The sequence below is a fragment of the Actinoallomurus oryzae genome (genome assembly GCF_039541955.1).
Taxonomy (GTDB): Bacteria; Actinomycetota; Actinomycetes; order Streptosporangiales; family Streptosporangiaceae; genus Actinoallomurus; species Actinoallomurus oryzae.
The window spans coordinates 171,629-198,372 of record NZ_BAABHF010000012.1 but is presented as its reverse complement, the minus strand read 5'-3'; the positions used below and the strand labels follow the sequence as shown (position 1 = coordinate 198,372).

General features: G+C 71.7%; 26 protein-coding genes. 14 read left to right on the top strand and 12 right to left on the bottom strand.

Translation table 11 applies throughout. The features are described from left to right. The first annotated feature begins 73 nt into the window (after positions 1-73). From ABEA10_RS08245 to ABEA10_RS08235, 3 genes are all read left to right on the top strand, one after another. Positions 74-790: an ATP-binding protein gene (locus ABEA10_RS08245; protein ID WP_345459582.1), complete on the top strand. Its 717-nt coding sequence runs from the start codon at positions 74-76 to the stop codon at positions 788-790. Then, positions 787-1,437 (top strand): response regulator, encoded by a 651-nt coding sequence (locus ABEA10_RS08240; protein ID WP_345459579.1) that lies wholly within the window; start codon positions 787-789, stop codon positions 1,435-1,437. Before ABEA10_RS08245 ends, ABEA10_RS08240 begins: the two co-directional genes overlap by 4 nt. 236 nt (positions 1,438-1,673) lie before the next feature. Then, positions 1,674-2,450 (top strand): DeoR/GlpR family DNA-binding transcription regulator, encoded by a 777-nt coding sequence (locus ABEA10_RS08235; RefSeq protein ID WP_329252454.1) that lies wholly within the window; start codon positions 1,674-1,676, stop codon positions 2,448-2,450. 43 nt (positions 2,451-2,493) lie between these two features. Here ABEA10_RS08235 and ABEA10_RS08230 read toward each other — a convergent pair whose 3' ends face one another. Continuing rightward, complete coding sequence (locus ABEA10_RS08230) at positions 2,494-2,826, bottom strand: ArsR/SmtB family transcription factor (protein WP_345459573.1); 333 nt, start codon at positions 2,824-2,826, stop codon at positions 2,494-2,496. A 107-nt stretch (positions 2,827-2,933) separates the two neighbouring features. Here ABEA10_RS08230 and ABEA10_RS08225 point away from each other — a divergent pair, with 107 nt between their 5' ends. Beyond that, positions 2,934-3,812, top strand: a complete 879-nt coding sequence (locus ABEA10_RS08225; protein ID WP_345459570.1) for an NAD(P)-dependent oxidoreductase — start codon at positions 2,934-2,936, stop codon at positions 3,810-3,812. 58 nt (positions 3,813-3,870) lie between these two features. On the opposite strand, the gene ABEA10_RS08220 is transcribed toward ABEA10_RS08225, so the two are convergent. Further along, positions 3,871-4,308 (bottom strand): MarR family winged helix-turn-helix transcriptional regulator, encoded by a 438-nt coding sequence (locus ABEA10_RS08220; protein ID WP_345459567.1) that lies wholly within the window; start codon positions 4,306-4,308, stop codon positions 3,871-3,873. Positions 4,309-4,434: 126 nt separating this feature from the next. On the opposite strand from ABEA10_RS08220, the gene ABEA10_RS08215 reads away from it, so the two are divergent. Next, a complete protein-coding gene (locus ABEA10_RS08215; protein WP_345459564.1) occupies positions 4,435-4,704 on the top strand; it encodes a hypothetical protein in 270 nt (89 codons plus the stop codon). On the opposite strand, the gene ABEA10_RS08210 is transcribed toward ABEA10_RS08215, so the two are convergent. Further along, positions 4,678-6,021, bottom strand: coding sequence for a cytochrome P450 (locus ABEA10_RS08210; RefSeq protein ID WP_345459561.1), 1,344 nt, complete (start codon positions 6,019-6,021; stop codon positions 4,678-4,680). The genes ABEA10_RS08215 and ABEA10_RS08210 overlap by 27 nt on opposite strands. 179 nt (positions 6,022-6,200) lie before the next feature. On the opposite strand from ABEA10_RS08210, the gene ABEA10_RS08205 reads away from it, so the two are divergent. Further along, positions 6,201-6,938, top strand: coding sequence for a DUF427 domain-containing protein (locus tag ABEA10_RS08205; RefSeq protein ID WP_345459558.1), 738 nt, complete (start codon positions 6,201-6,203; stop codon positions 6,936-6,938). Positions 6,939-7,012: 74 nt separating this feature from the next. On the opposite strand, the gene ABEA10_RS08200 is transcribed toward ABEA10_RS08205, so the two are convergent. Next, on the bottom strand, positions 7,013-8,155 hold the full coding sequence (locus tag ABEA10_RS08200; RefSeq protein ID WP_345459555.1) for an alpha/beta hydrolase: 1,143 nt from the start codon (positions 8,153-8,155) through the stop codon (positions 7,013-7,015). Between the two features lie 315 nt (positions 8,156-8,470). Between ABEA10_RS08200 and ABEA10_RS08195 the strand changes: the two genes are divergently transcribed. From ABEA10_RS08195 to ABEA10_RS08185, 3 genes are all read left to right on the top strand, one after another. Next, on the top strand, positions 8,471-9,691 hold the full coding sequence (locus ABEA10_RS08195; protein WP_345459552.1) for a sensor histidine kinase: 1,221 nt from the start codon (positions 8,471-8,473) through the stop codon (positions 9,689-9,691). A 31-nt stretch (positions 9,692-9,722) separates the two neighbouring features. Beyond that, a complete protein-coding gene (locus ABEA10_RS08190; RefSeq protein WP_345459549.1) occupies positions 9,723-10,391 on the top strand; it encodes a response regulator in 669 nt (222 codons plus the stop codon). Positions 10,392-10,467: 76 nt separating this feature from the next. Beyond that, positions 10,468-11,037 (top strand): type III secretion system chaperone family protein, encoded by a 570-nt coding sequence (locus ABEA10_RS08185; RefSeq protein WP_345459546.1) that lies wholly within the window; start codon positions 10,468-10,470, stop codon positions 11,035-11,037. A gap of 55 nt (positions 11,038-11,092) precedes the next feature. Here ABEA10_RS08185 and ABEA10_RS08180 read toward each other — a convergent pair whose 3' ends face one another. The 3 genes from ABEA10_RS08180 to ABEA10_RS08170 form a co-directional block, all read right to left on the bottom strand. Further along, positions 11,093-12,169, bottom strand: coding sequence for a SpoIIE family protein phosphatase (locus tag ABEA10_RS08180; RefSeq protein WP_345459543.1), 1,077 nt, complete (start codon positions 12,167-12,169; stop codon positions 11,093-11,095). 148 nt (positions 12,170-12,317) lie between these two features. Next, positions 12,318-13,979, bottom strand: coding sequence for a serine/threonine-protein kinase (locus ABEA10_RS08175; RefSeq protein WP_345459540.1), 1,662 nt, complete (start codon positions 13,977-13,979; stop codon positions 12,318-12,320). A gap of 54 nt (positions 13,980-14,033) precedes the next feature. Beyond that, positions 14,034-15,128 carry a serine/threonine-protein kinase gene (locus ABEA10_RS08170; RefSeq protein WP_345459537.1) on the bottom strand — a complete coding sequence of 365 codons (1,095 nt, stop codon included), beginning with the start codon at positions 15,126-15,128 and terminating at the stop codon, positions 14,034-14,036. Between the two features lie 98 nt (positions 15,129-15,226). Here ABEA10_RS08170 and lysX point away from each other — a divergent pair, with 98 nt between their 5' ends. Next, positions 15,227-18,499, top strand: a complete 3,273-nt coding sequence (gene lysX / locus ABEA10_RS08165) for a bifunctional lysylphosphatidylglycerol synthetase/lysine--tRNA ligase LysX (protein WP_345459534.1) — start codon at positions 15,227-15,229, stop codon at positions 18,497-18,499. 7 nt (positions 18,500-18,506) lie between these two features. Here the strand turns inward: lysX and ABEA10_RS08160 are convergent, their stop codons facing one another. Then, positions 18,507-19,448: an RNA-guided endonuclease InsQ/TnpB family protein gene (locus tag ABEA10_RS08160; protein ID WP_345459532.1), complete on the bottom strand. Its 942-nt coding sequence runs from the start codon at positions 19,446-19,448 to the stop codon at positions 18,507-18,509. 221 nt (positions 19,449-19,669) lie between these two features. Here ABEA10_RS08160 and ABEA10_RS08155 point away from each other — a divergent pair, with 221 nt between their 5' ends. Continuing rightward, complete coding sequence (locus tag ABEA10_RS08155) at positions 19,670-20,332, top strand: hypothetical protein (protein WP_345459529.1); 663 nt, start codon at positions 19,670-19,672, stop codon at positions 20,330-20,332. A 164-nt stretch (positions 20,333-20,496) separates the two neighbouring features. Here the strand turns inward: ABEA10_RS08155 and ABEA10_RS08150 are convergent, their stop codons facing one another. Continuing rightward, on the bottom strand, positions 20,497-21,720 hold the full coding sequence (locus ABEA10_RS08150) for an MFS transporter (RefSeq protein WP_345459526.1): 1,224 nt from the start codon (positions 21,718-21,720) through the stop codon (positions 20,497-20,499). Next, the gene (locus ABEA10_RS08145; protein WP_345459523.1) at positions 21,717-22,466 is read right to left on the bottom strand and encodes an NAD(P)/FAD-dependent oxidoreductase; all 750 of its coding nucleotides are present in this window, start codon (positions 22,464-22,466) and stop codon (positions 21,717-21,719) included. Before ABEA10_RS08145 ends, ABEA10_RS08150 begins: the two co-directional genes overlap by 4 nt. A gap of 93 nt (positions 22,467-22,559) precedes the next feature. On the opposite strand from ABEA10_RS08145, the gene ABEA10_RS08140 reads away from it, so the two are divergent. Next, positions 22,560-23,159, top strand: a complete 600-nt coding sequence (locus tag ABEA10_RS08140) for a helix-turn-helix domain-containing protein (RefSeq protein WP_345459520.1) — start codon at positions 22,560-22,562, stop codon at positions 23,157-23,159. 50 nt (positions 23,160-23,209) lie between these two features. Here ABEA10_RS08140 and ABEA10_RS08135 read toward each other — a convergent pair whose 3' ends face one another. Together ABEA10_RS08135 and ABEA10_RS08130 are read right to left on the bottom strand one after the other, a co-directional pair. After that, positions 23,210-23,566 (bottom strand): nucleotide pyrophosphohydrolase, encoded by a 357-nt coding sequence (locus ABEA10_RS08135; RefSeq protein WP_345459517.1) that lies wholly within the window; start codon positions 23,564-23,566, stop codon positions 23,210-23,212. Continuing rightward, positions 23,563-24,018: a GNAT family N-acetyltransferase gene (locus tag ABEA10_RS08130; RefSeq protein ID WP_486303795.1), complete on the bottom strand. Its 456-nt coding sequence runs from the start codon at positions 24,016-24,018 to the stop codon at positions 23,563-23,565. The genes ABEA10_RS08135 and ABEA10_RS08130 overlap by 4 nt, the downstream gene beginning before the upstream one ends. 169 nt (positions 24,019-24,187) lie before the next feature. On the opposite strand from ABEA10_RS08130, the gene ABEA10_RS08125 reads away from it, so the two are divergent. Continuing rightward, entirely contained in the window at positions 24,188-25,444 is a 1,257-nt protein-coding gene (locus tag ABEA10_RS08125; protein ID WP_345459514.1) for a TIGR02679 family protein, read from the top strand. Between the two features lie 55 nt (positions 25,445-25,499). After that, positions 25,500-26,738: a hypothetical protein gene (locus ABEA10_RS08120; RefSeq protein WP_345459511.1), complete on the top strand. Its 1,239-nt coding sequence runs from the start codon at positions 25,500-25,502 to the stop codon at positions 26,736-26,738. The last annotated feature ends 6 nt before the right edge of the window (positions 26,739-26,744 follow it).

The window sequence follows — 26,744 nt, the reverse complement described above, 5'->3', positions numbered from 1 at the left end:
CCTGGACACCGGCGTCTTACCGAGTGACGGTCGACAAAGGTTGGTTCATGTTTTCCGAAGACGGGGGTCTGCCATGATCGATGGACAATCGCGTTCCTCACCGTCCGCGACCACCCCGCGGCTGGGCTGCCACACGCTCGCGACGGCCGGTGACGCTCTGGTCCTGCCGGCCCCGCCGGCCGACGACCCGGTTCTCCGGCGGCGCCGGATCCGTCATGACATCCGCCATGAGCTGGGCACCATCATCATGCTGGCCTCCGCCGTCTCCGTCGCCGACGACGTCGGGCCGCGGAGCCGCGACCGTGTGGAGGCGCTGCTCGGCGAGACCCGCTGGCTCGACCACCTGCTCCGCCGCCTCGACGAGGACGACGACGGCCCCGCCGCCGACCCGCCGCGTCCGGAGCGCATCCGCGTGGACGAGCTCGTCGGCGAGATCGTCTCGGGCATGCGGCTGGCATCGATCCGCCAGGTGGGATACGACGCGAGCCCGGCGTGGGCGCACATCGACCCGCTCGCGCTGTGGCGCGCCGTGCGCAACATCCTCGACAACGCGTGCCGCATCGCGGCCGAGCGCGTCGACGTGAGCGTGGCGAGCGAGGACGGCCTGACCGTGGTCCAGGTCGACGACGACGGACCGGGCTTCGGTGGCGGCGCCGGGGGGCTCGCCTCGCTGGGGCTGGGCATCGTGCACGACCTGGTCTCCGGCTACGGCGGCGGGCTCGAGGTCCGCCGCTGCGAGCTCGGGGGCGCGCGCGTACGCATCCTGCTGCCGTCGGCGACCGTCCCATGAGGGTCGTGGTCTGCGACGACCACGCGGTGTTCGCCGACTCGCTCGCCCTCGTGTTAGGCGAGGCCGGGCACGACGTGGTCGGCGTGGTCTACTCCCCGGAGGAGGCGCTGCGCCTGCTCTCGTCGGCGGTGGCCGACGTGTGCCTGATCGATCTGCAGTTCCCGGGCGGTTCGGCGCTCGACCGCCTGCCCGAGCTCGTGCGCACCGCGCCCGCGACGCGCTTCGTCGTGCTGTCGGGATCGATGGACGCCGAGCTGCTCGACGCCGCGCTCGCGGGGGGCGTGTGCGGCTTCGCGCACAAGGGCCAGCAGGCCGACGAGATCGTCGCGATGCTCGACCGCGTCCACGCCGGCGAGGTGGTGGTCGACTCCGCCGCCGGCACCCGCATGCCGCTACGCCCGCGCAGCGAGGCGCAGCGGCTCGCGCACTACCTGACCCCTCGCGAGCGCGAGGTGCTGACCCGGCTCGTGCGCGGAGAGAGCACCGCGTCCCTGGCGCGCACCATGAAGATCACCCGGAGTACCGCGCGCAGCCACGTGCAGAGCGTGCTGACCAAGCTGGGCGTGCATTCCCAGCGTGAGGCCGTGATCGCCGCCGCCCGCCATGGCCTCGTCAGCGTGAACACCGGGGAATGGCTGCTGGGCTGACGGCTCTTATGCCCGCCTTTTCGGCATTGAAAGTGATGCCTAGCCGCTCATGCACATTCGTGCGCGGTGCGAGGGATGTACGATCAGTAAAGCTCATCGGCGGCAGCTGGTCTAATCCCTGACCTGCACCCTGCCTCCACGAGCGAGCACGCGGCGTACGGGAGGGCCATGAGCGAACGCAGTGAGCGAATCGGCGACACAGCGCCTCCGGCCTCTCCTCCGGCAAAGGAGAACCCGTGAGTCGTTATGAGCGATGGAATGGGCTTTTGTCCCTGCTCGCGAGCCGCGGGCGGCTCAGCGTCGAGGAGGCGGCCGACGAGCTGAGCGTCTCCGCCGCGACCATCCGCCGCGACTTCGACCAGCTCGCCCAGCAGCAGATGCTGACCCGTACGCGCGGCGGCGCCGTGGCCCACACCGTCACCTACGACCTTCCGCTGCGCTACAAGAGCGCCCGCCTCGCGTCGGAGAAGCAGCGCATCGCGGCGGTCGCCGCCGACCTCGTCGAACCCGGCGCGGTCGTCGGCGTCAACGGCGGCACGACCACCACCGAGGTGGCCCGGGCCCTGGCCACCCGCGCCGACCTGCCCTCCGACGGCGCCTCCCCCGCGGTGACCGTCGTGACGAACGCCCTCAACATCGCCGGCGAGCTCGTCGTACGCCCGCACATCAAGATCGTGCTGACCGGCGGCGTGGCGCTGCCGCAGTCGTACGAGCTCGTCGGTCCGCTCGCGAACGGGGTGTTCGACCAGGTGACGCTGGACATGGCGTTCCTGGGCGTCAGCGGCCTGGACGTCGAGCGCGGGGCGACCTGCGCCAACGAGGACGAGGCGAGCATCAACCGGCAGATGGCGGTCCGCGCCGAGCGCGTGGTCGTCGTCGCGGACGGTTCCAAGCTGGGCGAGCGCGCGTTCGCCAAGATCTGCGGCATCGGCGAGGTCGACATGCTCGTCACCGACGAGCACGCGGACACGCGCCCGTACGAGGAGGCCGGCATCAAGGTCGTCCGCGCCTAGGCTCCGCCCTCGATCCGTCTCTGCGAGACGCCCCCGTGAGCGGTCAGTCCGCCTGAAGAGAGGCCGTGCGCCCGAGGGCGGCCAGGACCGAGGTGAGCAGGCCGGGGAACCGCGTCTCCAGGTCGCCGGTGCGGAGCCGGACCACCCGTGACCGGCCCTCGACCGTGGTGAGCGTGACGCCGGCCTCGCGCAGGACGCGGTAGTGGTGGGACAGGGTCGACTTGTGCACGTCGATGCCGTCGCCGATGCCCCCGCAGTTCTCCCCGTCGGTGTCGGCGAGCCGGGCCACGATCTCCAGCCGCACCGGGTCGGAGAGCGCGTGCATGACCGCGGCGAGTTCGATGTCCTCGGTCTGGGGATGGAACGGCTCTCGCATCATCGCACCCGCGTCTTCATGCCGGACAGCCTAGTTCGATGGTTGGACGTTTCTCAAACCGCCATGTTAGTTTGACGATCGCCCAACCATCCAACGAAAGGCCCTCCATGTCCGAACGACCCACCCCGGTCAGCGTCATCGGCCTCGGCCCGATGGGCCGGGCGGTGGCCGGAGCGTTCCTCGACGCCGGCCATCCGACGACCGTCTGGAACCGCACCGCCGCCCGGACGGAGCCCCTGGTGGCCCGTGGCGCGACCGGAGCCGCCACGGCCGCCGGTGCCGTCGCCGCCGGTCCCCTGGTGGTGACCTGCCTGCTGGACGACGACGCCGTGCACGCGGTCCTCGACCCGGTGGCGTTCGGCGGCGGACGGACGCTGGTGAACCTGACGTCCGCCTCCCCCGAGCAGGCGCGGCGCCGCGCGGCCTGGGCGCGCGAGCGCGGCATCGCGTACCTCGACGGCACGATCATGACGCCGACACCGACCATCGGACGGTCCTCGGCCCTCGTGCTCTACAGCGGGCCGGAGGAGACGTACCGGACGCAGGCCCCCGTGCTGGCGAGTCTCGGCGGCACCGCGACCTACCTCGGGGATGATCCCGGCCGAGCGGCCGCGTACGACATGGCCCTGCTCGACATCTTCTGGCACTCCGTCGGCGGGATCGTCCACGGCCTCGCGCTCGCCCGCGCCGAAGGCATCTCCGGCGGCGCGCTGGCGCCGTACGCCGAGTCGATCTTCGGCCTGCTGCCGGAGATGACGGCCCGGTTCGCCCGGCAGCTCGACGAGGGCGTCCACCCGGGCGAGCGGTCCACGATCGCGTCCGCCGCCGCCGGGATCGACCACATCATCGCCACCGCCGAGGTCCACGGCATCGACACCGGCACGCTCACCGCGTCACGGGCGCTGCTCCGGCGCGCGGTGGAGGCGGGCCACGGCGCGGACGGGCTGTCCCGCCTCGCCGCGACGCTCGCCCGGCCCGCGGCCTGAGAGACGTCGCGAGCACGGCATGGGGCGTTCGAGGCGGTGCCCGCGCCGGGGACGAGGTTCAGCCCGGCAGGAGGGCGTCGCGGAGGCGTTCGAGCATCCGGGCGAACACCTCGACCTCTTCGGGCGAGGACGTCTCCAGCGCCTCGGCGAGGATCGCCTCCAGCCCCGCGCGCAACGCGGCGACCGCCCGCCGGCCCTCGTCCGTCAGCGACAGCCGGGTCGCGCGCCGGTCGTCGGCGTCCGCGGCCCGCGCGACCAGGCCCGCCTTCTCCAGGCGGCTGGCGTAGCGCGTCGTCACCGTACGGTCGAGGCCGACGAGGTCGGCGAGGCGGCTCGCCGTCGTCGGGCCGGTGCGTGCCAGGCCGGACAAGACCGGATAGGTCGTGCTGTCGACGCCGTCGACGTCGGCGGTGAGCCGGTCGTACAGATGGGCGCGGTTGCCGCGCAGCAGCAGAGCCCCGAAGGCCACGGCGATGCGTTCGGTGGGCGTGGTCACCACCCGATCATACGTGCAAAGCACACGCACTTGCGATAGTCTGATATGCGTGCAAAAAACACGCCAAGGAGGGCTCGTGGCCGAGCGAAGCAAGGGAATCGAAGACACGCGACGAAGGAGGGTCTCATGACCGGTGAATCCGTCGTACGCCCCGAGGACGTCCTGCCGGACGAGGTGGACCGCGCGTCGATGGACGGCGTCGACGTCCGCAAGGGCACGGTCGCGGCGTTCGTGGCCAACGCCAGGAACCTCCAGCGGCTGGCCCCTGGCACCGCCGAGTACGAGGCGGTGGCCGCCCAGCTGCGCTCCCTGCTTCCGGCGCTGACCGCCGTCGGCGTACTGGAGGTCTTCGAGCCGCGCTCGCCCGCGCTACGGGAGATCGTCGCCGGCGGCTGAGCCGCACGGCTTCCAGCGGATCGGCAGGCGCTTGATGCCGTTCTGGAAGTTCGAGCGCAGCCGCATCGGCTCGCCGGCCGGCTCGATGTCGTCCAGGCGGTCGAGGACGGCGGCGAACATCGCGCGCAACTGCAGTCGCGCCAGGTGCGCGCCGAGGCAGAAGTGCGGGCCGTGCCCGAAGGTCAGGTGGTCATTGTCGGTCCGCCCGACGTCGAAGCGCGACGGCCGGTCGAAGACCTCCTCGTCGCGGTTGGCCGAGGAGAACCAGACGACCACCTTCTCGCCCTTGCGCACCGGGACGTTGCCGACGACCGTGTCGGCCGTCGCCGTGCGCCGGAAGTTCATCACCGGCGTCCACCAGCGGAGCATCTCCTCCACGGCGGTGTCGAGCAGGGAGCGGTCGGCGCGCAGCCGGGCCAGCTCGGCCGGGTTCTTCAGCAGCGCGTACATCCCGCCGGGCAGGCCGTTGCGCACCGTCTCGTTGCCCGCCACCGCGAACAGCCAGAAGAGGTTCTCGAACTCCTCGACCGCGACGGTGCCGTCCTGGTCGTCGACGTGGTGCATCAGCGCGGTCATCACGTCGTCGCCGGGATGGCGCCGCTTGTACTCGCCCAGCTCGTGGGCGTAGGCGTACAGGTCGGGCATGCCGGCGCGCGCACGGGGGTTCACCGGGCCGGAGGGCCGCAGCGCGATCGCCCGGCGGGCCATGTCGGTCGCCTGGGTGGCGTCGAACGCGGAGCTGACGGAGTACTCCGCGTCCTGGTAGCCGATCACGCGGTTGGACCAGTCGAACAGCAGCCACCGGTCGGACTCGGGGATGCCGAACACGTCGGCCAGCGTGAGCAGCGGCAGGTCGGCGGCGATCTCCTTGGCGAAGTCGGCCTCGCCCTTCTCGGCCACCGCGTCGACCAGGGCGCGGGCCCGCCGCTCGATGCCCTCGGCCAGCCGCGCCACCGCGCGCGGGGTGAACGCCTTGGTCAGCAGCCGCCGCAGCCGGGAGTGCTCCGGCGGGTCCATGTTGAGCATCATGCGGCGCACGTAGTCGAGGTCCGCGGCGTCGCGGATCTGCGTGGCGCCCAGGTGTGAGGAGAACAGCCGTGGGTTGCGCAGCACGTGGCGTACGTCCGCGTGCCGCAGCACCGCCCAGAACCCCGGACCGGCCGGCCAGTCGTCGACGGGCCGCTCCTCGACCCAGACGACGGGGGTCGATCGCCGCAGCCGGGTGAGCGCGTCGTACGGCACGGAGCGTACGTAGGTGTCCGGACTGTAGATCAGCTCCGTGTCGGAGATCGGACGGCTGACTCGCCGTTGAGTCATCTTTTTCCTCCCGCGTCTAAGGACCGTAACCCGTATCCGGCGCTCGGACCAAGACCGCTTCCGGACGCGTGGGAGGGGAACGGAATGCTCAGCCGTCGGCGGGAGTTGCCGCTTCTATGAGCCTCACTTTGCCTGGAGCACCCCTGTCGGGCCGGCCGGCGGGCGTGTTCAACGGAAATGTGAACGCCCCACGACACCTGCTGTACTTCGAGCCGGTGCACAAGCGGGTCCGGGCCGAGTTCGGCGGGGAGACGATCGTCGACACCACCGGCGCCCGCCTGCTGTTCGAGACCGGGATCCTGCCCGTCTACTACGTCCCCGAGAGCGACGTACGGACCGACCTGCTGACGCGTACCGACCGCACGTCGCACTGCCCGGTGAAGGGCGACGCCGCCTACTGGACGGTGACGGCCGGCGGGCGTACGGCCGAGAACGCCGTCTGGGGCTACCCGGACCCGATCGCGCCCTGGCTCAAGGGTTACGTCGCGTTCTACTGGGACTCCATGGACGCCTGGTACGAAGAGGACGAACAGGTCTTCGGGCATCCGCACGACCCGTACAGCCGCATCGACATCCTCAAGAGCTCCCGCCGCGTGAAGGTGAGCCGGAACGGCGAGGTGCTGGCGGAGTCGTCCCGCCCGGTCATGCTGTTCGAGACGGGGCTGCCGGTCCGCTACTACCTTCCGCGCGAGGACGTACGCCTCGACCTGCTGGAGCCGTCGAAGACCACCAGCTACTGCGCCTACAAGGGCGAGGCGACCTACTGGAGCCACGGCGGCGAGGACATCGCCTGGACGTACGAGCGGCCGCTCCGCGAGGCGGAGCCGGTACGCGACCTGGTCTGCTTCTGGAACGAGAAGACCGACGTCGAGGTCGACGGCGAGCCGCAGGAGCGCCCGGAGTCGCCCTGGTCGTGAGCCGGCGGGACGGCCGTGGCGGCTCGTGGCTTTGAGCCGCCCGCGGCCTCCCGGCCGCCTCAGAGCGCGGGCTCTCAGACGCCCTCGTGCACCAGGTGGCGGCTCATCCACTGCAGGGCGCTGGGCAGGACGCGACGCCAGGTGCGGGGGTTGTGGCCGCCGCCCGGCACCAGGATCTTGTCCGTCGTCATCGGCGCCCGCGCCGCCTGCAGGAACTTGCGCGCCTCGCCGTAGTCGCGCTCACCGTCCGGGCTGGTGGTGACCAGCACCGAGATCGGCGGGGGCGGCAGGTGCTGGAGCCGCCAGATCAGGCTGTTGTCGTTCTTGACCTGCTTGTTCCCGGCGTACAGGTCGCCGGTCTGCCAGTCCTGGCGCGGGTAGAAGTAGCCCGCCATCGACACCGCCGCGGTGAAGCGGTCCGAGGCCTTCATCGCGAGCTTGACCGCGCAGTAGCCGCCGGTCGAGTCGCCCATCACGCCCCAGGCGTGCGGGTTGGCCGCCACCCGGTACGTCGACATCAGGGCCTCGGCGACGTCCTGGGTGTAGAAGGAGAGGACCTGCGGGCCGCCCGGCACGTCGGTGCACTCGGTGTCCTTGGGCATGACCGAGGTCGGTGTCGGCCGCATCATCACGATGATCATCGGCTGGACCAGTCCGGTGTTCATCTCCTGGGCCGCGGTGGCGGGCACCTTCAGGCGGGTCACCAACTGCTGCGGAAGGCCCGGATAGCCGGTGAAGTCGTACATCACGGGGAAATGGCGCTTCTCAAACTGCTTCTGGAAGTACTGCGGCGGGAGGAAGACGTACGCGTCCGTGGTCAGGCCGGTGCGCGGGCCCTGGATCTGCACCTGCTCGATCTGGCCGTCGTGCGCCGGATCGGACTTCTTCTTGTCGAAGGAGGTGGCCTGGCGGGCGAGCGGCTGAGCCGTGCCCATCGGCTTGATGGCGACGATGCTGTTGTTGGCCTGGACGCGCACGGGCTGGTGGTTCGTGCCCAGCAGATCCGACCAGGACGCGTAGAACAGGAAGTAGTTGTTCACCGCGACCAGCAGCACCATCAACAGCGTGAACTGAGCGCCCGCGAACAGACCGAGCCGGGCGGCCAGCATGCGCGGTCCCGGTCCGGCGAACTTCGGCCACCACCAGATCGTGGCCGCGCCCAGACCGACGGCCACCAAGATCAGAAAGGCGAGGAGGACCCCGCTCGTCAGTCCCACCGATGTCCTCTCAGGATCCGGCCCGTTCCCGGCGGGAACGCGCCAGGGCTCAGGAAGGGGAAGGGACGCGCGCGCGTCCCGGCCGGATTACGGTATCCGTCAAACCGACCACTCCCGTCCCACTCACATGCCCGAGTCGCCGCGAAGACCGGCACTCCTGTCGAATATGGCGACACTCGTCCGGCCCACAGTGTTGTGGATGGACGGCAAACGACTGGTAAATGCCAGGTCAGTGAGTGGCTACTCCCGGCGGCGTAGTCGCGATGTCCACCGGTGCACGATGTTTGACGCGCTTCGACCTCCTAGGGTTCACATGTGACCGGCGAACGTGGGACGGCCCGATGGCGGCCCAGGGACCTCCCCGTCTTCGTCGTGCCGATCATCGCCGGCTTCTTCCAGCTCATGGGGTCGTCGGGCGCCGACGCCCACATGCGGTACCCCCACATGCTGCTCGACCCCACGGCGTACGCGCTGCTGGCCACGGGGCCCCTCGCCCTCCTTTTCCGTCGCCGTTACCCCACGACCACACTCGCCGTGGTGATGGCGGCCACCGTGCTCTACCTTCTGCGCGGGTACGCCTTCGGCCCGGTCTTCCTCAGCCCGGTCATCGCGATCGTCGCGGCGGTGACCGCCGGGCGCCGCGCGCTCTCGTACGCGATCCCGAGCGGCGTGCTCGGCGTGCTCGCCGTGGTGAGCCTGTTCACGCCGTTCGGCCCGTTCCGGCTCGCGTACTGGACGTTCGGCCACACTCTGGCGGTCTTCACCTGGCTGGTGATCCTGCTGACCGGCGCGGAGATCTTCCGGGTGCGCCGCGAGCGCGCCGACGAGGTCCGCCGCACCCGCGCCGAGGAGGAACGACGGCAGGCCAGCGAAGAGCGCCTGCGCATCGCACGCGAGTTGCACGACGTGCTCGCGCACAACATCTCGATGATCAACGTGCAGGCCGGGGTTGCGCTGCACCTCATGGACGAACGCCCCGAGCAGGCCCGTACGGCGCTCAGCGCGATCAAGGACGCCAGCAAGGAGGCCCTCACCGAGGTGCGGTCGGTCCTCGGCGTGCTCCGCCAGGTGGACGAGAGCGCGCCCCGCTCGCCCACCGCCGGCCTGGCGCGGCTGGACGGCCTGATCTCACGGGCGCGGGTCGCCGGCATCACCGTGCACACCGAGACCGGCGGCGAGCCGCGCCCGCTGCCGGCGGGCGTCGACCTGGCCGCGTTCCGGATCATCCAGGAGTCGCTGACGAACGTGACCCGGCACGCCGGCCCCGGCGTGACGGCGACCGTACGGCTGCGGTACGACGACGACGGGCTGCTGATCGAGATCCTCGACGACGGACGCGGCGCCCCCGGCGACCTGCCCGGCGGCGGCAACGGCATCCCGGGCATGCGCGAACGCGTCGCCGCCCTGGGCGGCGAGATCTCCACCGGCCCCCGGGCGGACGCCGGCGGCTTCCGCGTACGGGCCCGGCTACCGGTGCCCCGTCCCGCCGAGGCACCCGCGCAGGAGGAGCCGGGTGAGGAGCCACGGGCACGATGACAGCCGACGCCTACCGGAAAAGAGACCACGGGTGATCCGCGTACTGCTGGCCGACGACCAGGCACTCGTCCGCGCGGGGTTCCGCGCGCTGCTCGACGCCCAGTCGGACATCGAGGTGGTCGGCGAGGCCGGCGACGGCGAGCAGGCCGTACGCCTCGCCCGGCGCGAGCGCCCCGACATCGTCCTGATGGACATCCGCATGCCGGTGCTCGACGGGCTGGCCGCCGCCCGGCGGATCACCGCCGACGGCCGGCTCTCCGACACCAAGATCATCATCTTGACGACGTTCGAGCTGGACGAGTACGTCTTCGAGGCCCTGCGGGACGGGGCCAGCGGATTCCTCGTCAAGGACACCGAGCCGGCCGAGCTCGTCCGCGGCGTGCGCGAGGTCGCCGCCGGCGACGCGCTGCTGTCGCCGGGAGTGACCCGCCGGCTGATCGCGGAGTTCGCGGCCAAGGCGAAGAAGCCGCACTCCGCCTCCACCGCGCTGGCCGCCCTGACCGAGCGCGAACGCGAGGTCATGGCCCTCGCCGCCGAGGGCCTGTCGAACGAGGAGATCGCGAGCCGCCTGGTCGTCAGCCCGGCCACCGCCAAGACCCACGTGAGCCGCGCCATGATCAAGCTTCACGCCCGTGACCGCGCCCAGCTCGTCGTCATCGCCTACGAGACCGGCCTGGTCAAGCCCGGCTGGCTGGACTAGACATTCGCCGAAAACGATCAGACGGCCTCCGGGCGTGGGACAGAATGGCGGCATTCCGTACGAGGGGACCAAGCACGTGAGCATCGATCCGTCTTCGATTCCGAATCCCGGAGGCAACGCAGAGCCGGAGCAGTGGGCGGGCCCGACCGGTCCCGTCATTCCCGACCAGGAAATGGTCAAGGAGCTCCTGGAGCAGATGGAGCTGAAGTACTTCGTCGATGACGAGGGTGACCTCGGGGCGCCGTGGACGACGTTCCGCACGTACTTCATGTTCCGCGGCGAGGGCGAGCAGCAGGTCTTCTCGGTGCGGACGTTCTATGACCGCCGGCACGGCGCCGACGCCAGGCCGCGGATCCTGGAGACCATCGACGACTGGAACCGCCACACCCTGTGGCCCAAGGTCTACACCCACGCCCACGACGACGGCACGATCCGCCTCGTCGGCGAGAACCAGATGCTCATCGGCACCGGCGTCTCCGTCGAGCACTTCGTGTCGTCGACCGTCTCCTCGATCCGTGCCGCCGTGGAGTTCGAAAGATGGCTCGTGGAACGGCTCGGCCTGAACCCCGAGCCCGGCTCCGTCGCCGACGAGAGGCCCGGAGACGAGTCCGGCGTAAGAGCCCGCCCGGATGGGGACGCGCGGTAGCGCGGTTCCTCCACGGGGCGCTGAGAGCGCGTGGGCTCTGTCAGAGGAGCAGGGGTCACAGGACGCGGAGGAGGAGCACGGCAAGGTCGCCCGCGTAGGACAGGTGCTCGGCCGCCGTCTCGGCGGTCAGGTCCGTACGGCCCGCGAGAAGGCGCGCCAGGCCGTCCGCACGGGCCCCGGCGCCGGGGCCCGGCTCTGCGTCCCCGTTCCCCTGCACGACCCCGTCGGCGCTCCCCTCGGTGACGCACAGCAGTGCGTCGCCGGGGTCGAGGTCGACGGTGTGCTCCTCGAACCGGGTGTCGCGGACCGCGCCCAGCGACAGCTGCACGGCGCTCACCGAGGTGACCTCGCCCGAGGAGCTCAGCCGCAGCGGCGCCGGGTGGCCGGCGGAGACCAGCGTCACCCGCACGCCGGCGCCCCGGCGGCGTACGAGCTCGCCGTGCACGAGGGTCATCAGCCGGCCGTGGACGCCCTCGCGGACGACGGCGTGGTTGAGGCGGGTGACGACGTCGGCGACGCCGTGTCCTTCGGCGGCGAGCAGGCGCATGCCGTGGCGGGCGAGGCCGGTGACGGTGGCCGCCTCCGGGCCGGTGCCGCACGCGCCGCCGAGGGCGAAGCGCCAGCGGTCCGGCGCCGCCTCGAACACGTCGTACAGGGCGCCGTCGTACGTCTCGCCCCGGCGCACCAGGCGGTGCTCGACGCCCGGGATCCGCGGCAGGGCGTACGCGGGGGGCTCGGACGGCGGCGTGGCCCGCGTGCGCAGGCGGAACCAGACCGTCTTCGAGCCGACGGCGTACGACACGCCCCACTCGGCGGCGAGCATGACGGGCATGAGGAGCCCGCGGCCGCTGATGCGGTCGGGATCGTCGCCGTCGCCCGGCGCGGGCAGCACGTGCACGGCGTCGCCGTCGACCACCTCGATCTGCACCGACGCGCAGGCGGCCCGGCAGACCACCTCGAACGGGGTGCGGGCGTGGATGACGGCGTTGGTGGCCAGTTCGCTGGTCAGCAGGACCGCGTCGTCGATCGCGTCATCGGCGCCCCAGCCGATGAGCGTCTCCCGGACGAACCGGCGTGCCTGCGCGACGGCGGTCCGGTCCGCCGGGTAGGCCGCCCGCACAATCGGATGCACGGGAGCTCCCTTCGCGAGATGTGCCGCTCGGTCGACGTCTCTCGCTCCCCATCGTGACAGAACGCGGGCCTCTGATTACACATTGTGAGGAAAACAAGAGACGCGATACCTCGGGAACCAGGCCACCAGTTACAGAGAGTGACGCACGTCAGCCCGTACCGGGCTGGAATGACCCGAATGCTCCGTCCAGGACGGCGGGGTAGCGAGCCCACTGGCCCATGGGAGCGGCGACGAGGATGGCGTACTGCCGCCCGTTCGCGGTGAACCCACGGTCGATCGCCCGCATGGTGCCGTGGTCGCGGGTGTTCCAGGTGTACTCCAGATCGCTGGCGGCCCAGCCGCGCGCGGAGAAGCGGTCGCTGAGGCGTATCTCTTGGAAACCGGGCAGGGTGTCCTTGGCCCGCACCTCGTGCTCGAAGACCCGCCAGTGCTCCACGGGATCCTCGACGCCCCAGGGGATCGCGTCGACCTGGATGTAGGCGCCGGTGGAGGGCTGCTTCCACAGGACCGACGAGCTTCCGCGCACCTGACGGGTCCAGCCGGCGGGCACGGCGATCGAGGAGCCCGCCGGGCCGGTGGAGCGGTGGTACCCGGCCGGCACGGTCGGGTTGGGCGTCGGCGTCGGCGTGTGCGTCGGAGCCGTCGGCCTGGTCGCCGTCGGCGTGGGGGTGGGTGGCGGCGTCGTGTCACCGGCGGAACGGTGCGTCAGGAGCACGGCCGTGGCGGCCACCGCCACCACCACGAGCACGACGGCCACGACGATCAGCCACACCTTCGAGCGGCCGTTCGCGGCCTTGCCACCAGGGCCCGGCACGGGCGCGGGGCCCGGCACGGCCCCGGGGCCCGGCGCGGGCGCGCCGAACGCGTGCTCGGTCGCGTGCTCTCCCCCCGGAGCCGGCTCCGCCGGGGTCGTCGGATGGGGCACGCGAACCGTGGAGCCGGGCCCGGCCCGCCGCGGCTCGCCGGAGGCGGGCATCTCGCCACGCGCGGCGCGAGCGAGGTCGGCGGCGGCCTGTTCGGCCGTCATCCGCTCGGCCGGCTCCTTGACCAGCAGGCCCAGGAGCACGGGGCCGAGCGGGCCCGCGTACTGCGGCGGCGGGGCCTGCTCGTGCAGCACGGCGGCCAGCGCCGCCATCGCCTCGACGCGGTCGTGCGGGCTGCGGCCCTCGCAGGCGGCGTAGAGCGTCGCGCCGAGCGCCCACAGGTCGGAGGCCGGGCTCGCCCCCTCGCCGCGGGCGCGCTCGGGCGCGATGTAGGCGGGAGAGCCGAGGACCAGGCCGGTCTGGGTGAGGGTGGCATCGCCCGCCACCCGGGCGATGCCGAAGTCGGTGATCACGACGCGGGTGGCGCCGTCCGCGCTGGAGTCGAGCAGCACGTTGGCGGGCTTGACGTCGCGGTGCAGAACCCCGGCGGCGTGTGCCACGCGCAGCGCGGCGAGCATCTGCGACCCGATCTCGGCCACCTGCACGGCCGGGAGCCGGCCGTCGTCGTCGATGACCTCCTGGAGCGACCGCGCGCGCACGAGCTCCATGACGATCCACGGGCGGTCGTCCTCCTCGACCACGTCGTGGACGGTCACGATGCCGGGGTGGGACAGCCGGGCGGCCGACCGGGCCTCGCGCAGGGTGCGCTCGACGAGCACCTCGCGGTCGGAGTCCGTCAGCCCCGGCGGAAAGATGACCTCTTTGACCGCCACCTCGCGGTGCAGCAGGTCATCGTGCGCGCGCCACACTCGGCCCATGCCACCGCGACCGACCTGACTCAGCAGGCGATAGCGGCGCGCGAGCACCGAACCCTCCCCGAACGGCATAGCTGAGGACCATACCGACCGGCGGCGACGGTTCGGCCATGTTGGCCGGGTAATTCAGCTAAATGTCGCGAAAAAGAACACGCCAAAAAGGACAAGCAGCACCGCGGCGACGATAACGATCGACCGGATCGGATACGGTGACGCGCCGATCTGCTCGGTCCGGTCCGGCGCCGTGACCACGGCCGCCGGCGGCTCGGCACCCTCGCCGACGTCGTCGGCGTACTCCTCGGCCGGCGCCGGATCCGCCTCCTTCGCCGCGGTCAGGACGCTCGGCGGCAGCCGCCGCGTGGCCCCGTCCGGCGCGTCCGCGGGCGGGTCGTCGGGCTCGGCCGCGGCGTCGCCGGACAGGACGCGGTCGAGCATCACCGCGACCTCGTCGACGGTCAGGCGCTCGGCCGGGTCCTTGCGCAGCAGTCCGTCGATGACCGGGCGCAGCGGACCGGCGTTCGGCGCCGGCTCGGGATCGTCGGTGAGCACGGCCACCAGGCTCGCCATCGCGTCCGGGCGCTCGAACGGCGACTTGCCCTCGACCGCGGCGTACATCGTGACGCCGAGCGACCACAGGTCCGAAGCGGGCACGGCGACCCGCCCGCGCGCCCGCTCGGGCGCGATGTAGGCCGGAGAACCGATGAGCATGCCCGTCTGGGTGAGTGTCGCGTCACTCTGCGCCCGCGCGATACCGAAGTCGGTGAGGACCGCGCGGGAACCGCCGACGAGGACGTTGCTCGGCTTGACGTCACGGTGCAGGATCCCCGCCTCGTGCGCGACGCGCAGCGCGCCGGCCATCTGGCGCCCGATCTCGGCGACCCGCCGGGGCTCCAGCGGACCGTCCTTCTTGATCTGCTCGTGCAGCGAGCGGGCACGGATCAGCTCCATGACGATCCAGGGCCGGCCGTCCTCCTCGACCACGTCGTAGACCGTGACGACGCCCGGATGGCTCAGCCGCGCAGCGGTCCTCGCCTCCCGGAACGTGCGCTTGTGCTGAACCTCGCGCTCTTCGTCGGAGAAGCCGTGCGGGAGGATAACTTCCTTGACCGCGACGTCGCGGCCGAGAACCTCGTCCCGGGCATGCCAGACGGTTCCCATGCCACCGCGGCCTACCTCGGTGAGCAGGCGATAACGCTGCGCAAGAAGGGGGTTTTCCGGCATAGTTCGCCCACGATACCCACCGCGAGGCCTCCGTTGGCCTGACGCTCACCCAATCACCGGTACAAAGAAAGAATATGGCGCGCGACCTCAGGAGCGAGATGACGACGAAGGCGGCGGGCGCGGAGCGGCCGTGGGCTCGACGGGTTGTCGAGACAGTGCCGACCGTCCTGTTCTGGTACCTCCGCGTCTCCGGAATCCTTTCCGTCCTGGCCTGGTTCTCTTACGGCCTGATCGAGTGGATGTTCAACGTCTGGGTGCTCCGCTCCATCAATTACTTCGGCTGGTACCCGAGCCTCCCGTACGGCCTGCTGCTGATCCTCGTGTCCGTCGGCGTCCGGCGGCGCAAGAAGGCCGCCTGGCGGATCAGCGTCGTGCTGTTCCTGCTGTTCTTCGCGGTCTGGGCGCTCGCCGGGCTGTCGGACTGGGGCGGGTCGGGCGAGCTCATCACGGCGGGCGCCTTCGGCCTCGTCGTCGCGCTGCTCGTCGCCGCCCGCCAGGAGTTCTACGCGCTGCCGGACCGCGCCAACCGGCGTCTCGCGCTCGTCGTCTTCTCGGTGCTCCTGGTCGTCGGCGGCGTGATCGGCACCAACCTCGTCTTCCTCACCGACCGCGATCATCGCGGCGCCGCCTGGACCCACCTGGTCTACGCCGGGCTGCAGACCCTCCTCGGCGCCGGCGACAACGGCTGGGACCTCAACGTCGACGTTCCGATCTGGGTCGACGGCATCCTCGGCATCCTCGGCAGCGGCCTGCTCGTGATCACCGTCTGGGCGCTGTTCCGGCCCGGCCAGCGGCTCGCCGTGCTCACGCCGGACGAGGAGCTGCCGGCCCGCGCCCTCCTGGCCGAGTGGGGCGAGCGCGACTCGCTCGGGTACTTCGCCCTCCGCCGCGACAAGGACGTGATCCTGTCGCCGAACGGCCGGGCCGCCATCGCGTACCGGGTCGAGGGCTCGGTCAGCCTCGCCAGCGGCGACCCGCTCGGCGACCCGGAGGCCTGGGACGCGGCGATCAGCGCCTGGCTCGCCGAGTGTCGGGCGCACGCGTGGATCCCCGGCGTCCTGGGCGCCAGCGAGCGCGCCGCCGCCGCCTTCGGGCGCTGCGGGCTGGACGCCCTCGAACTGGGCGACGAGGCGATCCTGGACCTGCGCGAGTTCAACCTCGAAGGCCGCGACATGCGCCAGGTGCGCCAGGCCGTACGCCGGGTCGAGCGGGCCGGCTACACCGTGCGCATCCGGCGGCACGGCGCGATCGGCCGCGACGAGATGGCCGAGCTGGTCGCCGACGCCGACCGGTGGCGCGACGGGCACACCGAACGCGGGTTCTCGATGGCGCTCGGCCGCCTGGGCGACCCGACCGACGAGCGCTGCGTCATGGTGGAGGCGTTCGACGGCGCCGGGGTGCGGCGCGGGCTGCTGAGCTTCGTGCCGTGGGGCCGGCCCGGGCTCTCCCTCGACCTCATGCGCCGCGACCGCGACGCCGAGAACGGCCTCAACGAGTTCATGGTCGCCAAGCTCGCGGAGAACGCCGCGGCGGTCGGCGTCACGCGCGTCTCACTGAACTTCGCCATGCTGCGGTCGGTGTTCGAGCGCGGCTCGGCGATCGGCGCGGGCCCGATCTCGCGGCTGCTGTACCGGCTGCTGTCGGTGGCCTCGAAGTTCTGGCAGCTCGAGTCGCTGTTCCTGGCCAACGCCAAGTACAACCCGGTCTGGACGCCGCGGTTCATGTGCTTCCCGCAGAGCCGCGACCTGGTCCGCATCGGCCTCGCCGCCGCAAGGGCCGAGGGGTTCCTGCCGACGCTGTTCAAGCCGCGGCTGGACACGCCCTCGCCGTCGCCCACGCTGGTCGGGAAGATCAAGCAGATCGAGGAGGCCGCGGAGGCCGCCCGCATGCCCGCGCGCCGGCTGTCGGAGCAGGAGCGCGTACGCCACGACAAGCTCGACCGCCTGCGCGAGGCCGGCATCGACCCGTACCCCCTGGGCTTCGAGCGCACCGCGACCGCGGCCGAGGTGCGCGAGCGGTTCGGCGCCCTGGCACCGGACGTCCACACGGGCGAGACCGTCGCGATCGCGGGCCGGGTCGTGCTGGCGCGCGAGCACGGAAAGCTGATCTTCGTACGGCTCCGCGACGAGTCGGGCGACCTCCAGCTCATGCTCGCGGCCGACTCCGTCGGCGCCGAGGCGCTGCGGCAGTGGAAGCAGCTCATCGACCTCGGCGACCAGGTCGGCGTGCGCGGCGAGGTGATCACGTCCCGTACGGGCGAGCTGTCGGTGCTCGTCGTCTCCTGGCGGCTCACCGCCAAGTGCCTGCACCCGCTGCCCGCGACGCATGCCTCCAACGCGCTGAACGAGGAGTCGCGGGTCCGCCAGCGGTACGTCGACCTGATCGTCAACGACGACGCGCGGCGGATGCTGCGGCTGCGCGGCGACGTCGTGACCGCCCTCCGCGACTCGCTGCGCGAACGCGGCTACCTCGAGGTCGAGACGCCGATGCTCCAGCCGGTGCACGGCGGCGCCGCCGCGCGGCCGTTCACGACCCGGATGAACGCCTACAACCTGGACCTGTTCCTGCGGATCGCGCCCGAGCTGTACCTCAAGCGGCTGCTCGTCGGCGGCATCGGCAAGGTCTTCGAGATCAACCGCAACTTCCGCAACGAGGGCGTCTCGGTCCGGCACAACCCCGAGTTCACGATGCTGGAGGCCTACGAGCCGTACGGCGACTACAACACCATGGCGGCGCTGACGCGCGAACTGGTCCTCGCGGCGGCGCGCGCGGGCATCGGCGGCACCGTCGTGGTGCGCGACGGCGTGGAGTACGACCTTGCCGAGCCGTGGCAGGAGATCACCGTCTACGACTCGGTCTCCGAGTCCCTCGGCGAGCAGGTCACGCCGGCGACGTCACTGCGCACGCTGCAGAAGCACGCCGACCGGGTCGGCCTGGGCCACAATCCGGAGTGGGACCAGGGCAAGCTGACGCAGGAGCTGTTCGAGACGCTGGTGGAGTCGACGCTGCGCGCGCCCACGTTCGTCCGCGACTACCCGGCCACCACCTCGCCGCTGACCCGGCCCCACCGCGACACGCCGGGACTCGCCGAAAAGTGGGACCTGATCGTGTTCGGCCTCGAACTCGGCACCGCGTACTCCGAGCTGATCGACCCGATCGTCCAGCGGCGCAACCTCACCGAACAGTCGCTCCTCGCCGCCGGCGGCGACCCGGAGGCGATGGACCTCGACCAGGACTTCCTGCGGGCCCTGGAGTACGGCATGCCGCCCGCGGGCGGCATGGGCATGGGCGTCGACCGGCTGATCATGACGCTCACCGGCCGCAACATCCGCGACACCATCGCGTTCCCCCTGACGCGTCCGGGATCTTAGTGCCGTGTCAGTCAACGTTTGCCTCGTGGGGGAGGGGGTTGGCTGATCCTCGCTGGGGCGAGCGACTCCCCACCTTGGGTGGTGGGGCGGGCCACGGCCGGCCAAAGCAGTCGATGACGGTTTTGGCGGCCTCGTGCTGGGCTTGGCGGACCCGGCGTTTGTGGCGGGCTTCGAGTTTGCGTTGCCGGGCCCGGAGTTTCCGCCATCGTCGTGACCCGGCCTGGCCCGGTTTCGGTGCCTTCCGCGCGATCGCGCGCCGCCGGTGTTTGGTGTCTTTGAGGTGCAGGTGGGTTTCGGCGCGGATGGCCCGCCCCGACACCACCAGCCCCTCCCCATCCGGACCCGCCACCGCGAACGGATGGATCAACCCCGGATCGACCCCCGCCACCCGCCCGGGATCCGGCTCCCGCTCTGGTGGATAGGCGGTGATGGGGACTTCGGCGGTGACATCGACGAACAACCGGCCGCCCTCGGCCATCAGCGTCACCGACCGCACCTGCCCCGCCTCATACGGGACCGGCCGGGCCAACCGCACCCACAACGACGCACACCCACGACCGACCGGAAGGCGCAACCGCCGCTCTTCCAGGGTGAACGTGCCGTGGTAGTAACGCACCGGCATCAACCGGCGTTTACGCCGCGGGTACCGCGCCGTAACCTCGCCATCTTTTCGGCGTTTGGCGGTGGCGAACCAGGCGTCGCTGTAGCGCCGCAGCACCGACCGCGCCCCGACCGAGTCCAGTTCCCCGAACGTGCCCGGACCGGCGGCCGACAACTCCCGGCACAATGCCTGATAGCCCACGATCGCCCGCAGCCCGCGTTGCCGCCGCCACCGGTTCAAATCAAGGGCACACGCCCACACATCACCGGCCGAGACCAGCAACTCGAAACAACGGCGCCGCTGCGCGGGAGTCAACCGCAGGCCAACCCGGGCGGTCCGCAACACCACCCAGCCACCACCATCAGCAACGTCACGTCGAGGCACCAGGCGATTACAACAGGTGCCTACGACAAAACCCGGCCCCCCAGCCCACCGCACAGATTCAACACGCCCGCCGAGTCTCGCGCCGACAGGGCAACCGTTGCCTGCTACGGCATTAGCCAGGGCACGCGGGCTCTTGGTGTTCGAGCGCACACAGCATGGCCCGGACGCCACTACAGTCGTCAGGCGTGAGTGACTCTGATCGAAACGTCACACCGCCGGCGGCCGACGATCTGGACGGCTACGACGACCTCGAAGGCTTCGACGCCGATGAGTTCCTGCAGGAGTGGCAGGAGGCCGACCGCACCGCGGTCGAACTCCTCCGTGAGGCGCTTCCCGGCGTGGCCGAGGCGTCCGCACCGCAGGAGGCACTGGCCACGGCGTCCCAGCGTGTCCGCGACCGCCTGACCGACTGGCCGTACCGCCACCTCGCCGCGGCCGCCGACTGGGGCCGCCGGCTCCCGGCCGACGACGAGACCCTCTGGACCCAGGCCGCCGGCGCGCTCGTGTCGATGCACGGCGAATCGGGGCTGGGCAGCCACGAGGAGAGCTCGCTGATGGCTCTCCAGCACGCCGACTGGGCGGGCGCGGTCATCGGCCTGACCCGAGCGGGCGTGGGCACACGCGCCTGGCCGGAGGACCTGTTCGACCTGGCCGACAAGTGCCCGGAGATCGAGGGCTCCTACGAGCCGGACGACCGCGAGCCGATCGTGTTCGCCTTCGGGCTGATGGTGCCGATCTGGGAGGCCCTCGGCGCGCTCGACGAACACCGGCGCCTGACACCGCTGGGCCACTGGGGCCTGCCGCGGGCCCTGGCCTGGGCGTGGGACGGCTCCCTGGACGAGGAGTAACCGACCCGTCCCCGTCCAGGGACACCGCGCATGCCGTTCCGACGGCCGCAGCGGCACCTCCAGCGCGGACGACGCGATCGGACCTGGGGGACCCGCCGGTTCGAGCACGACCTCGCCGTACCGGCCCCCCGGGCCGCCGCATGCGTCCAGACCGGATGCCCGGCTCAGCCCGTCGGACCCGGCCCGTCCGCCGTCATCGGCGAGCGAGAGAACGCCCGGTCGAGAAGGACGATCGGTACGACGCCCGCCGCCAGGGCGGCGCCGATCCAGGCCACGGAGGTGATGCCGGCGCCGGCGTTCAGGGCGGCCCCGGCGAGTGCCGGGACGAGGCTGATGCCGAGCTGGAACGCCGAGACGGTGGTGGCGCCGGCGAGCGTCGGTGCCGTGGACGCGATGGCGAACACCCGCCCGTATATGGCCGGGTTCAGCACGAACCCGGCGACTCCGAGGAGGAGAACGAGGGGGACGACGGCCGACGCGTGCCGGGCCAGGACCGCGAGGAGGACGGAGCCCGCCGCTGTTCCGAGCGCCCCGGCCAGGAGCGCCTGAGAGGGCCGCCTGTCGGCGATTCTGCCTCCGATGGACAGCCCGGCGAAGGCGCCGATGCCGAACAGCGCGAGGACGGCGGGCACCCAGACGCCGGGGATGCCGGTGATGTCGGTCAGGAACGCCGCGAGGTAGTTGAACGAGATCATGTAGGCGGCGAGGCTCAGGACGGTGACGGCGTAGACCAGCCACAATCGTGGTCGCCTCATGGTCCGCAGCTCGCGCCGTACGCTCGGCTCCTGGCCCGTGCCCGTCGCCGGCATCGCGAGCAGGCTCGAGAGCGCACCGGCGGCGGTCAGGGCGACCACACCCCAGAATCCGCCCCGCCATCCGGTGAAGTGACTGAGCAATGCGCCCGCCGGGCCACCGGCGATCATCGCCAGGCTGAGGCCGCTGACGACGACTCCTGAGGCGCGTGCGGCGCGGTCGGACGCGACGAGGCCGACCGCGGTGACCGCTGCGACCGCCCAGTACCCCGCATAGGCGAGGCCGCAGACGAAGCGGGTCGCCAGAAGCACCGCGTAACTGTCGGTCAGAAGGCCGATCGTCACCGCGCCGGCGAAGATGACCTGAGTGGTCACCAGCGTGGTGCGTCGCGGCCAGCGCAGCGTCACGATGGCGAAGGGAGGTCCGCCGACCACGACACCGACGGCGAAGGTCGAGATCAGCGCGCCGGCGGAGGACAAGCTGATCCGCAGGTCGTCGGCGATCTCCGGCAGGACCCCGGCGAGCAGGAACTCCGCGCTCCCCATGGCGAACAGGCTGAACGCGAGCAGGTAGACGCCGAGCGGCAGCCTCCCGCGAGAGACCGGAACCCGCCGCTGTGCGGTGTCGACGCTCACCGGCCATCACCCGCCACCGTGGCGCGGCGCTGTTCGACGGCGTGGTCGACGTCCTCGTCCAGCAGGTCGGTGTTGATGGCGAAGGCGGCGGCGGACCCCATACCGGCGGCGGTGATGACCTGGGCGCGGGGGTCGATGACGTTACCGGCGGCCCAGACGCCGGCGACGTTGGTGCGACCGGTGCGGTCGGTGGCGACCCAGCCGTTGTCGTCCTTGGCGCACCCCAGGCCGGTCAGCAGTTCGTCGCGCGGGACCATGCGGGGGAAGAGGAAGGCGGCGGCGCGGGGGACGGCGCGGCCGTCGGTGAGGTCGATCCCTCTCAGCTGGTCGTTGCCGATGACAAGCCGCTTGACCTCTCCCTCGACGATGCGCAGGCCGCGCGCCTCCAGCCGGTCCCGGTCCTGCGCCGTCGGCTCGAGCGTGTGCGGGAGGAAGACGACGTCGTCGCTCCACGCGCGCAGGAGCAGGGCCTGATGTACCGCGCCCGGGTGGGTGCCGAGAACGGCGAGCGGCTGGTCACGCACCTCGTAGGCGTGGCAGTAGGGGCAGTGCAGGAGATCCCTGTGCGCGGCGGGCGCGTTGCGTGGCTTGCCGGCATCGAGCACCACCACCTTGCGGCGGGCCCGGCCCAGAAGCAGGGCGGCGTTCAGCCCGGCCGCTCCGGCGCCGACCACCACCACGTCGAAGACCCCGTCATCGGCAGGGCGCGGTGCGCTGCCGTCGGGGAAGTCCGTCGCCTTGATCACGGCGATCACCTCCGCGCCCGATGGTGTGAGCGCCGGTGGCGGACCGGCAACTTTCGTTGCCGAACCTGGGACGCGGGAGGTGAAATGAGCGGTATGGACGAGCAATCCCCGATCGCCACCACGCTGGCCCGGGTCGGTGCCCGCCTCAAGCGCATCCGCACCGAACGCGGCGTGAGCCTGTCGGCGCTGGCCGAGGCCACCGGCATCTCCAAGAGCACGCTGTCCAGGCTGGAGACGGGCCAACGCCGCCCCAGCCTGGAGCTCCTGCTGCCCATCGCGCAGGCGCATCAGGTGCCCCTGGACGAACTGGTCGGTGCGCCCGAGGTCGGGGATCCCCGGATCCGCGCGAAGCCCCGCGTCCGCAACGGCCGTACGGTGATCCCGCTGACCCCGCACCCGGGACCCCTGCAAGCCTGGAAGTCGATCATCCCGGCCGAGCAGAACCGGCCCGAGCCGTGCACCCATGAGGGCTATGAGTGGCTCTATGTGCTGTCCGGGCACCTGCGGCTCATCGTGGCCGACCACGACCTGACCCTGGGGCCGGGAGAGGCCGCCGAGTTCGACACCCGCCTGCCCCACTGGTTCGGCCCGACCGGCGAGTCTCCCGTGGAGGTCCTCAACCTGTTCGGCCGCCAAGGAGAACGCATGCACATCCGCGCCAGACCACGCCCCCGGCAGGAACCGGCGTCCTGACCCGGGCTGCGTCTCTGAGGTTCTTCAGCGGCGACCCTGGCGGCCAGGGGTCAGGGCAGCGGCGGGGCCTTGCGGGCCGTGCCGCGATAGGTCCGCGGGTCGTAGCGGCGTTCGCTCTCGTCGAGTTTGGCGTGGGCGGCCTCGACGAGGTCGACGTCCAGGGCGTCGGCCAGGCGGACCAGGTACGTCATCACGTCGCCCAGCTCCGCGCGTACGCGTGCGCCGGCCTCCGGGTCGGTCATCACCGTGGCCGACTCCTCCGGGGTCAGCCACTGGAACTCCGCCAGCAGCTCGCCCGTCTCCCCCGCCAGCGCCATGACGAGGTTCTTCGGCGTGTGGAACGGCTCCCAGTCGCGGGCCGCCGCGAACTCCCGCAGGCGGGCGGCGAGGCCCTCGATCGGCGTCATGCGCGCAGGTCCTTCTCGTAGATCAGGACGTCGCAGGGGGTGGCGAGCAGGCGCGCGAGGTGCGGGTGGGAGTCCTCCATCGTGCCCGCGCGGACGACCGCGTAGCCGAGACGGTCGTACCAGGCCGCGAGGAACTCCTTCGCCGGGTGCGACCGATCCCGCGGCATGAGCAGCTCCAGCCGCATCCGGCCGTCCCCCTGCTCCCGGGCGTGGCGCTCGGCGAAGCGTACGAGCTCCCGTCCGACGCCGACGCCGCGATGGCGCGGATCGGCGGCGAGCAGGCCGAACTCGCTCGTCCCGGCGTCGATCCGGTGCACGCGGACGCACCCGGCGATCCGGCCGTCGACGCGCGCCACGGCGATCTCACCGGCGCGTACGAGCCCGGCGAGCTCGCGCGTGGTCGTCCGGACCGCGCCGTCGGCCCACAGGCCCTTCTCCGACTCCGCGTACACCTCGTTGACCAGGTCGGTGAGCGTGGTGACTGTGGCGTCGTCACCGGCCGCGGCGGGTGCCAGGGGCCGGATCTCAGGTCGTGCCGCGATGGTCGCCTCCCGTGTCCGGATTCCGATGGTGCCACGGAAGCGGCGACTGGCGGGCGCGGACCCTGGGTACGGACGCGGCGTGAACGACGAGGCTCGGGACGCGGCCGCAGCCGGCGGCACGGAACCGGGCGACGAGGCTCCGTCGCGTCGCGGGCCGGCCCCCGGCCTGGACGAGCTGCGCGGCGACGAGTGGCGGCGGCTGCTCGCCGCGGCACGCCGCAGGCTCGGCAAGACCGGCGGTGAGGTGACCGGCTCGGTCTCGCTGGCCTATCCCTCCGATGAAGAGTCGCGCGTGGTCACCCGGGTCACCGGGCGGCGTGAGTCCTCCCGACGTCCTGTCGTCTCGCTGCGCGAGCTCGACGCGGCACTGCGCGGAGCGTACGGCGCGGGGCTGTGCCGGGCGCTCGCCTGGCTCGACGGTCCCGGCCGGCCCGAGGACGTACGGTCGGCGCTGACGGAGGCCCTGCGCTGCCGGTACGCGGACGAGGGCTGGTTCACCGGCTGGCTCGGCGCGCTGACCCGCGACGGCACGGTCGGGCGGCTGGTACGGCAGGGGCGCGGCGACCTGCCCGGCTGGGCGGCGGCGGTGCTCGACCGGCTGCCCGCGCGTGACGTACCGCTGCCGGTGCTCGCCGAGTGGTCGACCGGTGACGCCACCGCGCTGTCCGGCACACCGCTGGCGAGCCTGGTGATGCGCGCTCTCGTGCTCTGGCAGGGCGCACCGCCGCCGGCGGGCCGTGAGGACGAACGCCGGATCTGGCGTGACGCCGGTGTGGTCCCCGACGACCTGACGAGCCAGGTGCTCGTCCTCGGCCTGCGGGCGCGGGAGGAGCACACCGTCGCCCGCTGGCTGGACGACGCCGCGGCGGCGGGCATGCCGTTCCGGCTGACCCTGCAGCAGCTGATGGCCGCCCCGGTGACGCCGCGCGACCCGCAGATCTTCGTCTGCGAGAGCCCGGTGGTGGTACGGGCGGCGGCCGAGTTGGGCGCCGCCGGTGCCTTGGTCTGCACGGAGGGCCGGTTGTCCGCGGCCTGCGACCGGCTGCTCCGGGCCGCGGCGGGTGCCCGGATCCACTGGCGGAACGACTTCGACTGGCCGGGCGTGCGCATGACCGCCGCCGCGACGGAGCGGTACGCCGCCGTGCCGTGGCGGATGGGCGCCGGGGACTACGCCGACGCCCTGGCGGCCGGCGGCAGGGAGCCCCTCGAGGGCAGCCGGACGACGACTCCCTGGGACCCCCGCCTGGCGGACGCGATGACCCGCGAACGCCGCGCCGCCCGCGAGGAGTGGCTGCTCCCCGCCTTGCTCTCCGACCTGCGGTCGTCCGACCACTAACGTGGGGTGTCGGCCGAGCCGCCTGCTTTCGCGTCACCAGGAGGGAAAGGGAGTCTTGACGGAGAATTCCGCTGTTCCGACGGATGGGCATGACAGGTTCCAGCGGCTCTCGCGACGCCGGCTGCTCAGTATGGCCGGGGCCGTCGGTCTGGCGGCGGCGGGATGCGCCTCCCAGGGGGATGGCGATGCCCCCGCACCGGATTCCTCCGGCCCGCCCTCGGGTGCGCCGAGCCCGCGCGGCGTCCTCGCGGGCAACGTCAACGGGGCCCTCGACCGCGTTAACCTCGCCGAGTTGCAGGACGTGTCGGCGAAATGGCTGCGGGGTTTCTTCCCGATGCCCCGGGCCGATCGGAGTGACCCTGCGAGCCAGCCGTCGATCCGGAATCTTCTGACGGCCGGTGAACACGGCTACGGCACCGTGCTCTCGCTGAAATTCCCCTACAATCACCGGCCTCTCCCGTCGCCCGGCGGCTCTGCCATGGACGTCGAGTTCCGGCGCCTGGACAAGCTGCTTCCGGCCGTTATGAACAAGGTCGACATCCTGGCCGTCGGCAATGAACCGTTCATTGAAACCCGCGCCCAGGACCACGGCCGGCTCAACGCCTTCTACGAGGCGCTCGCCCGGCACGTCATCGACTATCGGAACAAGCATTACGGCGCGAAGTCCAAAACCCGGATCTACATGGGGGCGCTCAACCATCTCGACCTGCCCGCGTGGCGTACGCCCGCGACCGAGCGCTGGATGAGGTTCGTGCGCAGCACTCCGGCCGTCGACGGCGTCGACATCCATCCCCACCTGCCCACTCCGCACGCCGACCGGGCCTACCTCGACTACATTCTCCCTCGCATGCGCTCCGACCAGCGCTTTCTTGCCACCGAGTTCTCCCTGGTGCTGTTCTGGAAGAAGCACCTGAGCGACGCGATACCGGCCGGGTTCGCCCAGCGCTATCGCATGCGACCGGGAACGCCGGTATGGCAGGTCATCAGGCAGTCCATCGATTCTCCGTTCCCGCAGCAGAAATGGGACGACTTCCTGTTGGCGTGTCCGTGGTTCGCGGCGAACAAGAATTTCCTCCGCGACCAGGTCAAGAGATTCCGCGCGACGGGACGTCTCGCGGTGGCCGCCTACGGCATGACCCAGGGCTCCGCCATGGTGCAGAACTTCGGCCCCAAGTCGACGCCATGGCTCCTCAACAGCCTTCTTTGCCCGTACACGGTACAGAGGGGCCAGAACGGCCGACCTGGAGAAAACCGAACGTGGGCCGATGAGTTCCGCGCATTGCAGACCGGCTGAGGTCGA

Excerpts from the sequence above, each read along its gene's own strand:
- ABEA10_RS08225 (WP_345459570.1), top strand. The coding sequence starts at position 2,934 with ATGTCCGAACGACCCACCCCGGTCAGCGTCATCGGCCTCGGCCCGATG.
- ABEA10_RS08230 (WP_345459573.1), bottom strand. The coding sequence starts at position 2,826 with ATGCGAGAGCCGTTCCATCCCCAGACCGAGGACATCGAACTCGCCGCG.
- ABEA10_RS08240 (WP_345459579.1), top strand. The coding sequence starts at position 787 with ATGAGGGTCGTGGTCTGCGACGACCACGCGGTGTTCGCCGACTCGCTC.
- ABEA10_RS08245 (WP_345459582.1), top strand. The coding sequence starts at position 74 with ATGATCGATGGACAATCGCGTTCCTCACCGTCCGCGACCACCCCGCGG.
- ABEA10_RS08215 (WP_345459564.1), top strand. The coding sequence starts at position 4,435 with ATGACCGGTGAATCCGTCGTACGCCCCGAGGACGTCCTGCCGGACGAG.
- lysX (WP_345459534.1), top strand. The coding sequence starts at position 15,227 with ATGACGACGAAGGCGGCGGGCGCGGAGCGGCCGTGGGCTCGACGGGTT.
- ABEA10_RS08140 (WP_345459520.1), top strand. The coding sequence starts at position 22,560 with ATGGACGAGCAATCCCCGATCGCCACCACGCTGGCCCGGGTCGGTGCC.
- ABEA10_RS08170 (WP_345459537.1), bottom strand. The coding sequence starts at position 15,128 with ATGCCGGAAAACCCCCTTCTTGCGCAGCGTTATCGCCTGCTCACCGAG.
- ABEA10_RS08175 (WP_345459540.1), bottom strand. The coding sequence starts at position 13,979 with ATGCCGTTCGGGGAGGGTTCGGTGCTCGCGCGCCGCTATCGCCTGCTG.
- ABEA10_RS08210 (WP_345459561.1), bottom strand. The coding sequence starts at position 6,021 with ATGACTCAACGGCGAGTCAGCCGTCCGATCTCCGACACGGAGCTGATC.
- ABEA10_RS08135 (WP_345459517.1), bottom strand. The coding sequence starts at position 23,566 with ATGACGCCGATCGAGGGCCTCGCCGCCCGCCTGCGGGAGTTCGCGGCG.